This is a genomic window from Candidatus Pelagibacter sp. HIMB1509, from assembly GCF_052047855.1.
In the GTDB taxonomy this organism is placed as follows: Bacteria; Pseudomonadota; Alphaproteobacteria; order Pelagibacterales; family Pelagibacteraceae; genus Pelagibacter.
In genome coordinates this window covers 262,851-277,137 of the sequence record NZ_JBNAIU010000001.1, presented here as the reverse complement: position 1 = coordinate 277,137, position 14,287 = coordinate 262,851, and the positions used below count along the sequence as shown (strand labels likewise).

The window sequence follows — 14,287 nt, the reverse complement described above, 5'->3', positions numbered from 1 at the left end:
ATTTAGTTAACTTTATTAACGCAATTACCAGTTCTAAAAAATTCTTCTATATTGTCTATTGCTAAATTTCCCATTGCAATTCTAGTATCTTTTGTAGCGCTTCCTAAATGAGGCAAAACAAAAACACTCGGGATTTTTAAATAACCAGGATTTAAGTTTGGTTCATTTTTATAAACATCTAATCCTGCAGCATAAATTTTTCTTCTATTCAATGCATCAATCAAAGCTTCATCATCAACTATATCACCTCGAGCAACATTTGTTATCACAGCACCTTTAGGGAAATACTCAACTGTCTCTTTATTTATTAGGTTTTCTGTTTCCTTTGTAGCTGGACAACAGATAGATAAAACATCTGAAACTGAAAAAAGACTTTTTATACTATCATGATAAATTGCACCCTGCTCTTTATCCTCACTTAACTTTGAACGATTATGATAATGAATAACCATGCCTAAAGATTTAGCAATATTCGCAATCTTTTGACCGATACGACCCATACCTAGAATTCCTAATCTGGTTCCTGTTAACTGTTTTCCAATTAAATAATCTGCAGACCATTTCCATCCACCCTCACGAGCAGACTCGATTCCTTCTGATGCTCTTCGACAAGCTCCTAATATAAGTAATATTCCTATTTCAGCTGTAGCATCTGATAAAACCTCTGGTGTATTAGTGACAGCAATACCTCTTTTTTTAGCAGCATCTAAATCAATGTTTCCAAATCCAACTGCAAAATTTGAAATTATTTTAATACTATCTGGAAGTTTATTTATTGTATCAGCATCTAATTTTTCAGTTAAAGATGATAAAATTCCATCGCATCCTTCACTCATTTCAATAATCTTTGATTGTGAATAAAGTTCATCATTTGAATTAAATTTAGCTTCAAATAATTTTGATGCTTTATCTTCGCTCTCTCGGATCAGTCTTCTAGTAATTAAAATTTTTTTCATAAAACCCCTATTTTAAAATTTCAGGTTTGGGACCGCCTGTGTACCAATCCAAAACTTCAATTGTATGTAAAATTGGGACTTTAGTACCATGAGAAATTTGGGTAATACAACCAATATTTCCTGTTGAAATAAAGTCAGGATTTAAACTTTCTATATTATTTACCTTATTTTTTAATAGTTGTTTTGCAATTTTTGATTGTAAAATATTATAAGTTCCAGCTGATCCACAACAAATATGTCCTTCAGGAATTTCCATTATTTCATTATTTGTTTTTTCAAGTAATTCAATTGGTTGTGAATGAACTTTTTGACCATGCTGCATTGAACATGCAGAATGATAAGCAACTTTATATTTCTTTCCTTTTGATTTTATATTTAGTTTTAAACTTTCAAAAATATATTCTGAAATATCTCTGGTGAGACCTGATATGACTTTAGCTTTTTTACTAAATTCTTTGTCATTTCTAAAAATAAAACCATAATCCTTCATGGTAGTACCACAACCCGATGTATTAGATAAAATTGCGTCTAAATTTCCCTTTTGATGTTCTTCATACCAAGTATTTATATTATTTTTGAAATCTTGGTGGGCATCTTCCTCTTTTCCAAGATGATGGTTTAAAGATCCACAGCAACGAATTTTTTTTGGCACCACAACCTCAACTCCATGTCGATTTAGCAATCTTATTGTGGCTTCATTAATTTGTGGCGAAATTTCTTTTTGAACACATCCAGTTAATAACGCAACTCTGGCGATTTTTTTCTTTCCTGTAGCTTTATAAATTTCTTTATTAGGTAAAGTTTTTTTTGGAAAACTGACAGGCATTAATTCCATCATGTCCTTCAATTTTGATGGCATTAAAAATTTAAATGGTTTTGATAATTTAACTAATAAACTTGAAAGCCGAAATACTTTTGTATTTGGCAATGTAATAGATAAAAAATATCTTATTGATTTATCAAAAAAAGATCTCTCATAATTTTTTTCAATATATTTTTTTCCATGGTCAATTAAATGCATATAATTTACACCAGCTGGACATGTGGTCATACAGCTGTAACAAGAAAGACATCTATCAATATGTTTAACCACTTTTTCAGTTGGTTTCTTATTATTTTCCAACATATCTTTAATAAGGTAAATTCTTCCTCTTGGACCATCTAATTCATCTCCTAAAATTCCATAAGTCGGACATGTTGCATTGCACATTCCGCAATGAACACATTTTTTAAATATTTTTTCTGAAGACTGATTGTCTTTATCTTTGAGCTGTGTTTCTGAAAAATTTGTTTGCATTAAAAATCCTTATACATTTTACCAGGATTAAATAATCCTTTTGGATCAAAACTTTCTTTAATTTTCTTGGAAATCATTAATTTAGTTTCATCGATAGTGAATATTTTTTCTGAAAAATCAAAATCCTCAGATTTCTTTATTATTGTTAAATAACCATTATTTTGAAGAATGATTTTTTTGATTTCTCTTAATTTCTCATCTTCTTTAGTTGCAACCTCTATCCAAAATAATGAACCAGACCAATCTATAAAATATTTAAATTTATTTTTTAAATTATTCATAACTTGTTCACAATTTGCTGGAGGTACCACTGCTCTTAGTAAATTATTTTTTGTTTCAGAAAATAATTGCAAACTATTTACACTCTTCCAAAAAAGGGGGGATTGATGAGGGTCTAAGTTAGATGTTTTATAATTTTTTAAATCTAATTCATTTGTAATATCTTTTATTCTCTCTTTTATTGAATTTTTGTCACCTTCAACTCTTAAAGCAAAAAATGAACCCTCTTGATCTAAATCATTAAACTTAAATGCTTTATTTTTATTTAAATCAAATTTTTTATTTTGTGGTTCATCTGGAATATAAACAGCACCTGAAATTTCATTACTAGAACTAAGTACTTTTTGAAATAATTTAGAAATAACTTTTGGATTATTTTCATAGATAACAATTGTATTTTGTGAAGGTTTCTTTGCAGAAATCTTCAAAGTTATTTCTGTCAATGCAACTAATGTTCCAAAAGATCCACTAACTAATTTTGATAAATCATAACCAGTAACATTTTTAACAACCGTTCCACCAGATTTTATAATATCTCCTTTTCCATTAACACCTCTAAATCCTAAAACAAAATCTCTGACACTGCCTGATTTAAATCTTCTTGATCCTGCAAAATTACAAGCAACACAACCACCTACAGTTCCTTTATTTGATTTTCCATTTTTTATATATCCAAAATCAGTTGGTTCAAAAGAAAGCTCTTGGTTGTTTTTTTCTAAAGCATTTTCAACGTCTTCCAGTAAAGTTCCTGGTTTTACTTTAATATAAAGTTCTTCTGGTAAATACTCAATTATTCCATTTAAACTTGATAGATCTAAACTTTTAGCAGCCTGAACATTGTAACCTATAAATTTTTTTGAATTTGATCCGTGAATATCAATTGGAAATTTCTTTTTATAAGCTTCTTTAATTATATTTGAAACTTCAAGTTCACTTTTTGGTAACAAGTGATTAGAATCTTGGAAGATCTGGGAATTTTTCTTCACCTCGGTGAACATGGACCCTTCCCTCCTCAGCACATTTTCTTAAAATTGGGTAAACTTTTCCAGGATTTAAAAGATTTTTTTCATCTAAACATTTTTTAATATTGAGCTGTTGCTGGATATCAATATCATTAAAAGCCTCACACATTAATTCTCTTTTTTCTATTCCAATTCCGTGCTCACCAGAGAGTGCACCTCCCATTCTTACACAAGCTTTTAAAATTTCAGCACCAAATTCTTCTGTTCTCCTCAATTGCTCTTTGTCACTTCCATCAAATAGAATTAATGGATGGAGATTCCCATCTCCTGCATGAAAACCATTAGCAACTCCTAAATTATATTTTTTTGATAATCTGCTTATTTCTTTAAGTATGACAGATAACTTTCCTCTAGGAATTGTTCCATCCATACAATAGTAATCTGGTGCCATTGCACCACAAGCTGGGAATGCAGCTTTTCTTCCAGACCAAAATCCTAATCTTTCTTTTTCTGATTTACTTAATTTAAAACTGTTCGATTTATTTTTTTCAGCAATTTCTTTTATTTTTTTAAATAGTTCATCTACTTCAGACTTTGTTCCGTCTAACTCAACAATCATTAGCACTTCTGCATTCATTGGATATCCAGCATGAACAAATTTTTCTGTTGCATCTATTAATGCTTTGTCCATAATTTCCATTCCAGCAGGCACAATACCGTAAGAAATAATATCTGTTACGCAATTTCCTCCATCTTCAATTGTTGGAAAACCAATTAAAGCTGCTTTTACAGTTTGTGGATTTTTCAAAATTTTTACAGTTACTTCAGTAATTACCCCTAGCAATCCTTCTGAACCACATATTAATCCTAATAAATCATATCCTTCTTGATCTAAAGTTTTTCCACCTAATCTACAAATGGTCCCATCCATCATGACCATTTCAACACCAAGTATATTATTTGTTGTTGTTCCATATTTAAGTGAATGGACACCACCTGAATTTTCAGCAACATTCCCACCTATAGAACAAGCTAGCTGGCTTGAAGGGTCTGGTGCATAATAATATCCTTTATGTTTAACTGCATGAGTTATAGACAAGTTAGTGACACCCGGTTGCGTAACAACACATTTATTTTCAAAATCGATATCTAAAATTTTATTAAATTTTCCTAAACCTAATATAATGGCATCATTTAATGGTAAGGCTCCACCAGAAAGACCAGTGCCTGCTCCTCTTGGAATAACTTTTATATTTTCTTGATGACAATATTTTAAAATTTCACTAACTTCCTCTGTGTTTTCAGGAAGCACTACTGCTAAAGGCAGATTCTTATATGCTGCTAATGCGTCTGTTTCATAAGGTTTAATCTCATCCAATTCACTTAAAACATTTTCTTTTAAAGTGAATTTTTTTAGATTTGATACAATAGTTTTTTTTTTGCTTACTATTGACCTATCAACTTTTGGTAAAGCTATCTCAGACATAGCTTAACCTAGCATTTTTTTGATATTTTCCAATGCGTTAGAAATGTTATCCTGAGATGCAGCAAAGCTAAATCTTACGTAATCTTTGCATGTTTTTCCAAATGCTGTGCCTGGGACAATAGCAACACCCGCTTCATGCATAGCTCTTTTACAAAACTCTGAACCATCCATTCCAGTTCCTATAACTTTTGGAAATGCGTAAAATGCTCCCCCTGGCAAACTGCATTCTACTCCAGGTAAACTATTTAATCCTTCATGAATTAGTTTTCTTCTTTGTGTGAATTTTTCCATCATCAAATCAATTGAATCGTCTGGTCCATCAAGTGCTGCTATTCCTGCAAATTGAGCTGCAGCATTAACACAAGATACACTATTGATTAATAGTTTATTTATATGTTCAATTAATTGCTCTGGCCAAAAACTCCAACCAAGTCTCCATCCTGTCATTGAGTAAGCTTTACTCCAACCTTCTAAAACAATTAGTCTGTCTCTTAACTCTGGATAATTAAAGAATGTTGGCATTTCTTTATTGTCAAATATTTGTCTACTGTAAATTTCATCACTTAGGATTGTAACATGCGGATGTTTTTTTAAACCCTCTGCTAATTTATCAATTTCAGACTTCTCAACAAAACTTCCAGTTGGGTTGTTAGGGTTAATTAAAATTAACAATCTAGTCTTTTCAGTGATTAAAGATAAAATTTTATCTGCACTAAATTTTAAATCTTTATCTTCTGTTAAATCGTAAGGTACAGCAGTAGAGCCTGTATAATTAATCATAGACTCATAAATAGGAAAAGCTGGTGTTGGATGAATAATTTCAGCTCCTGGCTCACCAAAACACTGTATTGCATAATGCATTGTAGGTTTACCACCTGGCATTATAATAATTCTTTCTGGATCTACTTCAGTATTATATCTTTTTTTGATCCATCTAGTAACCGCTTGTCTGCACTCTAAAATTCCGTTCGAAAGAACGTATCCATGATGACCATCGTCTAAAGCTTTCTTTGCAGCTTCAACTACATGTTTGGGTGTTTTAAAATCTGGCTGACCCAACCCAAGATGTATCATTGGGTTTCCTTGTGCCTCTAATTTTTTAGCTTCTGCTAAAACTGAAAAAGCACTCTCTGTTCCAAGTCTATTAAGTGATGCTGCTAGTTTCATAATAAAGTTGGAAAATATACATAAATTAAGTTGATTGTCTATTAAGATAAAATTTGAATTTCCTTATTTTATCTTAATTTCTGTAGATTATTTTTGATGCATCAAGATCTTTTACGGATTTACAGCCCATCAAAATCATATTTCTTCTAATTTCTTTTTGCATGTTCTCTAGTAATCTTTCAACACCTTTTTGTCCTCCAGCACCTAAACTAAAAAGAAAAGCTTTTCCAAAACTACAAGCAGTTGCACCAGCAGCAAGAGCTTTTAGAACATGTGTTCCTCTTCTTACTCCACCATCAAGAATAATTTCTAACTTGTCACCTACTGCATCTGAAATTGCTTTAACTTGATCAAAAGGTGACCTAGATCCATCCAATTGTCTTCCACCATGATTAGAAATCATTATCGCCGTACAACCTATGTCAATTGCTCTCTTTGCATCTTCAACAGACATCACACCTTTTAAAGCCATAGGCTTATTCCATTTTTTAATACAGTATTCTGCATCTTTCCAATTCATAGCAGGATCATATTGCTCATTAATATAATCCATTACTGATTTGGCTATGTTTGTTCCTTTGTCGGTTTTGTTTTTAATATTTGCTAATTCAAATTTTTTATTAGTAAAATATTTAAAAACCCAACCAGGTCTCATAGCAAAACTTAATAAACTATCTAATGTAAATTTAGGTGGAGTAGTAAAACCAGTTCTATGATCTCTTTCTCTGTTACCAGCAACTAAAGTATCAACAGTAATACACATACCGTCAAAATTTGCTCTGCTACATCTATCAATTAAATCATCAGTAATTGATTTATCCTTATGGATATAAAGCTGAAAAAGTTTTGGACCACTAGAAATATTTGCAACTTCTTCTATAGAAAATGATGCCATTGTTGACATGCTATAAATCGTATTAAATTTTTCTGCTGCTCTTGCAGAAGCTTTATCACCTTCCGGATCATACAAGCTTTGCATTGCTGTAGGAGACAAAAATAGTGGCATATCTATTTTTCTTCCAAAAACTGTCGTGGATAAATCTGGCTCTCCAACACTATTTAAAATATTAGGAACCAAATCACAGTCGTTAAACGAATCTGTATTTCTGTTTAAAGTTATTTCATCATCAGCGCCTCCATCAATGTAATGAAATATTGGTGCTGGTAGTTTCTTCTTGGCTAATTTTCTAAAGTCATCAAAATTATAGCAATCATTCAAATTCATAAAAGTGTATTAGAAGCTTTTAAAGAAATTAAACATATAACTATTTGCCCCAGGATTTTTACTTCCTAGACTAGCATTAGATAAGTGGTTGTATGAAAAACCAAATTGACTACTCTCGGACAAATCTAAAGAAATTTGTAACTCAGATTTAAATTCTAAAACATGGCCTAAATCTTTTCCATCGCCCTCATGATATAACCCAGGAGCAAAACTTGGGTTAAAATTTAAAGACCCTATTTTATATTGTGCCTCTACTCCTGTATAAACATAAGCTGCATTATCTGCTGTAATAAGAGCGCCAGTTATTGGCGATAAATTTCCCAGAAAAGTATCTCTGTTTAGGTTTTCATTTTGATGCTGAAAACCTATTAAAGTTGATTTTTTTCCATCATCACTAAAATCAAACATTCCTGTGTAAACATTAAATTCTGTATTTAGATCTCTTTGTTTAGTCTCCTCTGCATTTGATGAAAATGTAAATGCTATAAATGTAAACAAAGTTAGAATTTTTTTTAAATACATTTTGGATTAATTTTTAAATTTTAGTTTTTTAAAGATTATTGCACCTCCAAGTAAAAATATCAATATTGGCAATAACCAAAGAATATAAGTATTTTTATTTAAACCAGGATCATAAAAAATCCATTCACCATATTTTTCTTTAAAAAAATCATAAATTTGGTTTTCAGACAATCCTTCCTCGAGTTTTTTATCAACTAAAATTTTCATACTATTAGCAAAATCAGAATCTGAATCATACACAGATTGACCCTGACAAATTAGACATCTTAAATTTTTGGTAATTTTATTTCTTTCAATCAGATCATCAGCAAATGATAAATTTGGAATTAATAATAAAATAACTAAAATAATTTTTAAAATTCTCATTTTATTATTGAGTTAATTTCGTTAATTAATTTTTCATTTAATGGTCCAATGTATTTTGCAACTATTTTATTTTTATAAATTAAAAAAGTTTCTGGCACACCATATGCTCCCCACTCAATTGAAATTGTACCATCTTCATCTAATAATATTGTTTCGTATGGATTTCCCAATTTTGTTAGAAAATTTCGAGCATTGTTAAAATTATCTTTATAATTTAATCCAATTAAAGTTACTTTATTGTTTTCACTTAATCTCATTAAATAAGAATGTTCTTGTCTGCAGGGTACACACCAAGAGGCCCATATGTTTAATAAATAAAATTTATTTGAATTAAATATTTCTGATGAGTTAACATTTTCTTTGCTATCAAAATAAATACTAGAAAAAATTGGAATATCTTTTTTTATTTCTGACTTAGGGGTATAGATGTTTGTTTCCTGTAAACCTTTATAAAATATTAGAAAAATAATTAAAAAAAAAATTATTATTATTGAAGGTATTAATTTATCTTTCATATTCTCTTTCTAAACAAACTTAATATTCCTCCCATACTTAATAATAAAACTGATACCCATATCCAAAGCATGAAAGGTTTGTCTTGATATCTAACATTAAAATATTCCTGATTTTGTACCAAGTTTATGACAATAAATTTATCTTTCATCAGAGTAGTTTTGATATCAGCTTCACTAGTTACTATATTTGGCTGATTATAAATTCTTAACTCTGGAGACATTTTGTTAATTTTTCCATCTGAAGAAATTATTTTAAAATTTGCTACTACTGAGATGTAATTTTTTTTACTTTTCTGGTTTACATTTTCAAGTGTAATTTTAATTTTTGAATTTTCATAACTTTCACCAATTTTAAGATTTGTTATTACTTCGCTAGAAAGTAAATTATTAAATAAAATACTTAAAATAAATAAACTAAATCCAAAGTGAGCAATATTTTGAGAAATGTTTTTAAATTTTTTTGTAAAAAAATCCCTTACAGTAATAAAGAACAAATAGAATGCGCTTGAGATTAAAATAGTGTTTACTAGTAAATTCTTATCAAAATTCTTAACAATTAAATAAGATATTAAAATCGATATAAATAATAAAAATACAAGGATTTTTTTACTTTCTAAGTTAGATTTAATCCATTTCAATTGGGGTCCGATTGCCATAGCGATTAAAAATGGAATTAGGAAAGGGATAATAAGTTTATGATAAAATGGAGGGCCGACTGATATTTTTTCAGAAGAAATTACATCTAAAAAAATTGGATACACTGTACCTATTAAAACCACAGATAAAAAATACATCATGAACCAATTATTCAATATAATTGCACTTTCTTTACTTAACCAAAAAAGATTTATTGAATTCTTTTGATCCTCTTTATGAAAAAAGAAAAAAATAAATAAAGAAATAAAAATTAGAACAAACAAAAATATTAATATAAATAAACCTCTTTCAGGATCGTTAGCGAAAGTATGAACTGAATTAAGGATACCTGATCTAACTAAGAAAGTTCCACACATACTGAGTGTAAATGTAGCTATAGATAAAATTATAACCCAAGAAGTTAAAATCGATTTTTTCTCCAGAACTAATATACAATGTAATAATGTGGTTAGTGCTAACCAAGGCATAAGAGATACATTTTCCACTGGATCCCAAAACCAAAATCCTCCCCATCCAAGCTCATAATAAGCCCAAATAGAACCTAGTAAAATTCCCAATGTCAAAAATATCCAAGAAACTAAAGTCCATTTTTTTATATGAGTTGCCCAGCTTCCTGAAATCATTTTTAAAGTTGTGGCTGCTAGTGCAGAGGAAAATATTATTGATGAACCAACATAGCCTAAATATAAAACAGGTGGATGAATTGCTAATGCGGGATCTTGTAAGATTGGATTTAAACCTAAACCTTCTTCAGGAATTGGGAACAAGTAATTAAATGGATTAGAAGTTTTTAATAAAAATATAAAAAAACCAATAATTATAATCTGCTGAAATATTGTTGTTAGAGTTTTGTATTTTATTGATTGATTATTTGTTCTTAATAAAAAAATAAAAATAAATAATGTTAAAACCAACAACCATAATAACAAACTACCTTCATGGTTTCCCCAAGTTCCTGTAATCTTGTAAAATAAAGGTTTAGTAGTATGAGAATTATTAAATACAGTTTCATTACTAAAATCTGAAACTACAAAAGATAAAACTAAACCAAAAAAACTAATAACAACAAAAAATAATTGTAAAAATGATAATGATAATATTTTAGTATCCAAAATTTCTGAATTTCTAAAATTTTGAACTGAAAAATAAATCAAAATTGAACCACTAATTAATCCTAAAATTAGTGCGTAATATCCAACAACGCTATAAATCAATTAATTTTCCTCCAATGCAGCTTTAACCTCTGGGGGCATATAATTTTCATCATGCTTTGCTAAAATTTTTGTTGCTGAAAAGAAATTTCTGTCTTTCAAAACACCTTCGGCTACAACTCCCTTTCCTTCTTCAAATAAATTTGGGACAGCGCCTGAATAAGTAACATTAATCTCATTTTTAAAGTCTGTAATAATAAAATTCACTTCATTAGAATTCATACTAATAGAATTTTTTTTAACCATTCCACCTACTCTGATTTTATTATTTGTCAGCTCAGTTAATGACTTAATCTCTGAAGGAGATTGAAAATAAACTACGTTTTCTTCTAAAGATTTTAGAACTAAAAAAACAGTTAATATTAAAATTGATAAAATAGTCGAAACAAATAGAAATCTTAACTTAACTTTTCGACCATACATCGATCAAAAATTAGTTGTTTGTTGCGTCAGCTAAAATTTCTTTATTTATTCTTTGTGATTTTGCAGAATTAGCTTGTTCAGTGTTAAGTGATCCAAATTTAGCAACAAATTTATTTTGTTCTCTAATAAATTGAACTTTTGTTACTAAATATAAACTTAGGAAACTTAATAAAGTAAAACCAAATGCAGATAATACATACACTGCATATCCATTCATAAATAATAAGTCGTTAATCATAGTCTATCTAAACCTTTATTTTTAATTTTTATCAGTTCTGTATTATATTTCATTAAGAAAATTAACAACGAAAATAGAGCAAATGCCGCAGTCATTATCAATAATGGATAAAGCATTGATGAATGAATTGAGCTTTTAGACAAGATATTTATTGAGGCAGGTTGGTGAAGTGTATTCCACCAATCAACAGAGTACTTAATTATTGGCACATTAATAATTCCAAGAATGGTAATAAAGGTTGAGATTTTAAATACTTTTTCATCATTTTCATAAATTCTCCAAGAGATTAGGTAAAGAGCATAAAATAGAGCTAAAATTAACATCGAAGTAATCCTCGCATCCCAAGCCCACCATGTACCCCAAGTAGGTTTTCCCCAAATAGAACCCGTAACCAAAGCAATAATGTTAAAAACAAAACCTGATGGTGCTAGACTTTTAGATATTAAAAAAAAATTTTTGTTTTTAAAAATAAATCCTGAAATTGACAAAACAGTTATCGAAGAGAAAATTCCAAGAGAAATCCATGCGGCAGGAACATGAACATACATAATTCTAACAGCGTCACTCTGCTTGTAATCTTCTGGAGACAATATAAGTGCTTCAACTAATCCAACAGACAGAACAACAACAAATAAAAATAAAACATATTTTGGTGCTTTCGAAGTAATTTGAAAAATTTTATTTGGCTCTAAAAATTTAAACATATCCGTAATTTAAAGATTTATTTTAAAAATACTATTGTGAATATTTATCTGATCAAGAATGAAGAGGGGGAGATAATAAAGATTAACTTTTAACACTCTTGATCAGAATATGACTATTTTATAAAAAATTAGTGTGGCCTAGATTGGAAATAAATGTGTTTGAATAATGATGGCTAATTAGAAAGCTTGAAATAACTTGAGCCTTTTTTACCTGAAAAAATTTCTTCAATTAACGGATGTTTTATAGGCTCGTCTGAGTCATCCATCAAAAGATTTTGCTCTGAAACATAGGCTTCGTAAGTAATTTCATCATTTTCAGCAAGTAAATGGTAAAAAGGCTGATCTTTTCTTGGTCTAACGTTTTTGGGAATAGACTGATACCATTCTTCTGAATTGTTAAACTCAAAATCTACATCGTAAATCACACCTCTAAATTCGAAGTGCTTGTGTTTAACAATATCTCCAATTGAGAATTTAGCTTTTTGGATTGCCATGATAGTTAGTATGGGTATTTAAAAATAAAAATCAATGTAAAAAATATTAATGTTTTGTGATGTGGCAAATATGTTAATATCTTTTAAGTGAATAAATCTTTTTTAAAATTTGTTACTGATTTTGGGCCACTAGCAATATTTTTTTTCTATTATTACAACAGTGGAAAAAATTTATCAGTAGCAATTCCTCCCTTAATAGTTGCAACTATTATTGCATTGGCAGTTGTTTGGTTTTTTGAAAAAAAAATACCACCGATGCCTTTGTTAAGTGGAATTTTAATAACTTTTTTTGGAGGTCTCACTATCTACTTTAATGATCCAATATTTATTTATGTAAAACCAACAATAATAAATATCATGTTTGCTTTGGCTTTATATTTTGGAAAATACTTTACGAAAGAACCAGTGCTTAAAAAAGTTATGGGTAAGTCAATACCTTTGTCAGATATCGGATGGGAAATTTTAAATCGAAGATGGATGTTTTTTTTCTTTGGTCTTGCATTATTAAATGAATTTGTTTGGAGAACACAAACTGAAGAATTTTGGGTCAATTTTAAAGTATGGGGAATGCTTCCAATAACAATAGTGTTTACTGGATTTCAGGTACCTTTGATAAATAAACATAAAATAGATGCGTAATAACTTAAGATTAGTAGTAAACAATCCACATAATAAAATAGAAGAAAAACAATTTTTTGAAAAAGATGAGCTTAAAATAATCTTAGATCTCTATGCAAAGATGGTTTCCGAGGGTTCTTGGAAAGATTATGGTCTCAACATATCAAGTAAACAAGTTAGCTTTAGTGTATTTAGGAATGCGGCAGAGAATGCGCTCTATAAAATTTGTAAAAATTTTAAGCCAAAAAATAAAAATTTAAAATACTTAATCACAGATACAAGCGGTAAGATTTTAAAAAATTCTTACGAACTTAAGTCTTTACTTAAAAATACTAATTGGAAGAAACTTCAAAAATAAATTATCGTCTTTGACCAAAAAGTCTTAACAACATTATAAACAGATTAATAAAGTCTAAGTATAATGTTAAAGCACCCATTACTGCTTTTTTTCCAATGATTTCACCAGAGTCACTTGCAACATACATGTTTTTAATTTTTTGAGTGTCATAAGCAGTTAAACCTACGAAAATTAAGACACCTAAAATTGAAATTACAAAGTACATCATTGAAGACTTTAGGAAAATATTAACGATTGATGCAATAATTATACCGATCAATCCCATCATTAAAAATGATCCAAACTTAGTTAAATCTCTTTTAGTTGTATAACCATAAATACTCATCGCTCCAAAAGTTGCTGAAGTTATGAAGAACACTCTAGTAACACTTAAACCAGTATAAACTAATAAGATTGAAGATAATGATAGTCCCATTAAAGCTGCAAACACCCAGAATGTTGTTTGAGCTTTTGAAGCACTCATCTTATTAATACCAAAACTCATATAAAAAACGATACCCAATGGAGCTAACATTACCAACCATTTAAGACCTGATAAATAAATTGCATTACCCATTTGTGTTAATCCAACAATTGCACCTGATTGATCAGTCAATACCGACATCTTAAATGTTATTAATGCAATGATCCCTGTTAGCAACACACCTGTTGCCATATAGTTGTAAACTTTTAACATGTATGCTCTTAAGCCTTCATCCATTATAGCAGCAGTTTGTTGCGCTGCTTTAGCTCTATTTAATATTCCATTTTTATCAAATTCCATAATATGTTACATATAATAGTCTTTTAATGATTATTCAAGACACCTT

Annotated in this window: 17 protein-coding genes; 2 read left to right on the top strand and 15 right to left on the bottom strand. The window is 29.4% G+C overall.

What is annotated here, in order from left to right; genetic code table 11:
* Positions 1-2: 2 nt before the first annotated feature.
* The 14 genes from ACTTBO_RS01450 to hspQ all read right to left on the bottom strand — a co-directional run bounded on the left by ACTTBO_RS01450 (position 3) and on the right by hspQ (position 12,502).
* Entirely contained in the window at positions 3-956 is a 954-nt protein-coding gene (locus ACTTBO_RS01450) for a 2-hydroxyacid dehydrogenase (protein WP_075505843.1), read from the bottom strand.
* Positions 957-963: 7 nt separating this feature from the next.
* Positions 964-2,253: a glycolate oxidase subunit GlcF gene (glcF, locus tag ACTTBO_RS01445; protein ID WP_440655914.1), complete on the bottom strand. Its 1,290-nt coding sequence runs from the start codon at positions 2,251-2,253 to the stop codon at positions 964-966.
* Positions 2,253-3,518, bottom strand: a complete 1,266-nt coding sequence (locus ACTTBO_RS01440; protein ID WP_440655912.1) for an FAD-binding protein — start codon at positions 3,516-3,518, stop codon at positions 2,253-2,255. The genes glcF and ACTTBO_RS01440 overlap by 1 nt, the downstream gene beginning before the upstream one ends.
* Complete coding sequence (locus ACTTBO_RS01435; protein ID WP_440655910.1) at positions 3,484-4,980, bottom strand: FAD-linked oxidase C-terminal domain-containing protein; 1,497 nt, start codon at positions 4,978-4,980, stop codon at positions 3,484-3,486. Before ACTTBO_RS01435 ends, ACTTBO_RS01440 begins: the two co-directional genes overlap by 35 nt.
* Positions 4,981-4,983: 3 nt before the next feature.
* Positions 4,984-6,147, bottom strand: coding sequence for a pyridoxal phosphate-dependent aminotransferase (locus ACTTBO_RS01430; protein WP_440655908.1), 1,164 nt, complete (start codon positions 6,145-6,147; stop codon positions 4,984-4,986).
* 73 nt (positions 6,148-6,220) lie between these two features.
* Positions 6,221-7,372 carry an alpha-hydroxy acid oxidase gene (locus tag ACTTBO_RS01425; RefSeq protein WP_440655906.1) on the bottom strand — a complete coding sequence of 384 codons (1,152 nt, stop codon included), beginning with the start codon at positions 7,370-7,372 and terminating at the stop codon, positions 6,221-6,223.
* Between the two features lie 9 nt (positions 7,373-7,381).
* The gene (locus ACTTBO_RS01420) at positions 7,382-7,894 is read right to left on the bottom strand and encodes an acyloxyacyl hydrolase (RefSeq protein ID WP_440655904.1); all 513 of its coding nucleotides are present in this window, start codon (positions 7,892-7,894) and stop codon (positions 7,382-7,384) included.
* Between the two features lie 6 nt (positions 7,895-7,900).
* Positions 7,901-8,260: a cytochrome c-type biogenesis protein gene (locus ACTTBO_RS01415; RefSeq protein WP_440655902.1), complete on the bottom strand. Its 360-nt coding sequence runs from the start codon at positions 8,258-8,260 to the stop codon at positions 7,901-7,903.
* Entirely contained in the window at positions 8,257-8,775 is a 519-nt protein-coding gene (locus ACTTBO_RS01410) for a DsbE family thiol:disulfide interchange protein (protein WP_440655900.1), read from the bottom strand. The genes ACTTBO_RS01415 and ACTTBO_RS01410 overlap by 4 nt, the downstream gene beginning before the upstream one ends.
* Positions 8,772-10,646, bottom strand: a complete 1,875-nt coding sequence (locus ACTTBO_RS01405) for a heme lyase CcmF/NrfE family subunit (protein ID WP_440655898.1) — start codon at positions 10,644-10,646, stop codon at positions 8,772-8,774. The genes ACTTBO_RS01410 and ACTTBO_RS01405 overlap by 4 nt, the downstream gene beginning before the upstream one ends.
* The gene (gene ccmE, locus ACTTBO_RS01400) at positions 10,647-11,066 is read right to left on the bottom strand and encodes a cytochrome c maturation protein CcmE (protein ID WP_440655896.1); all 420 of its coding nucleotides are present in this window, start codon (positions 11,064-11,066) and stop codon (positions 10,647-10,649) included.
* 10 nt (positions 11,067-11,076) lie between these two features.
* Positions 11,077-11,304 carry a heme exporter protein CcmD gene (locus ACTTBO_RS01395; protein WP_440650833.1) on the bottom strand — a complete coding sequence of 76 codons (228 nt, stop codon included), beginning with the start codon at positions 11,302-11,304 and terminating at the stop codon, positions 11,077-11,079.
* Positions 11,301-12,008, bottom strand: coding sequence for a heme ABC transporter permease CcmC (gene ccmC / locus ACTTBO_RS01390; RefSeq protein WP_440655894.1), 708 nt, complete (start codon positions 12,006-12,008; stop codon positions 11,301-11,303). The genes ACTTBO_RS01395 and ccmC overlap by 4 nt, the downstream gene beginning before the upstream one ends.
* A 173-nt stretch (positions 12,009-12,181) precedes the next feature.
* The gene (gene hspQ / locus ACTTBO_RS01385; RefSeq protein ID WP_262589942.1) at positions 12,182-12,502 is read right to left on the bottom strand and encodes a heat shock protein HspQ; all 321 of its coding nucleotides are present in this window, start codon (positions 12,500-12,502) and stop codon (positions 12,182-12,184) included.
* 87 nt (positions 12,503-12,589) lie between these two features.
* Here hspQ and ACTTBO_RS01380 point away from each other — a divergent pair, with 87 nt between their 5' ends.
* Positions 12,590-13,141: a septation protein A gene (locus tag ACTTBO_RS01380; protein ID WP_440619109.1), complete on the top strand. Its 552-nt coding sequence runs from the start codon at positions 12,590-12,592 to the stop codon at positions 13,139-13,141.
* Positions 13,134-13,478 (top strand): DUF2794 domain-containing protein, encoded by a 345-nt coding sequence (locus tag ACTTBO_RS01375; RefSeq protein WP_440613652.1) that lies wholly within the window; start codon positions 13,134-13,136, stop codon positions 13,476-13,478. Before ACTTBO_RS01380 ends, ACTTBO_RS01375 begins: the two co-directional genes overlap by 8 nt.
* A gap of 1 nt (position 13,479) precedes the next feature.
* Here ACTTBO_RS01375 and ACTTBO_RS01370 read toward each other — a convergent pair whose 3' ends face one another.
* Positions 13,480-14,241: a Bax inhibitor-1/YccA family protein gene (locus tag ACTTBO_RS01370; protein ID WP_440655892.1), complete on the bottom strand. Its 762-nt coding sequence runs from the start codon at positions 14,239-14,241 to the stop codon at positions 13,480-13,482.
* Positions 14,242-14,287: the final 46 nt, after the last annotated feature.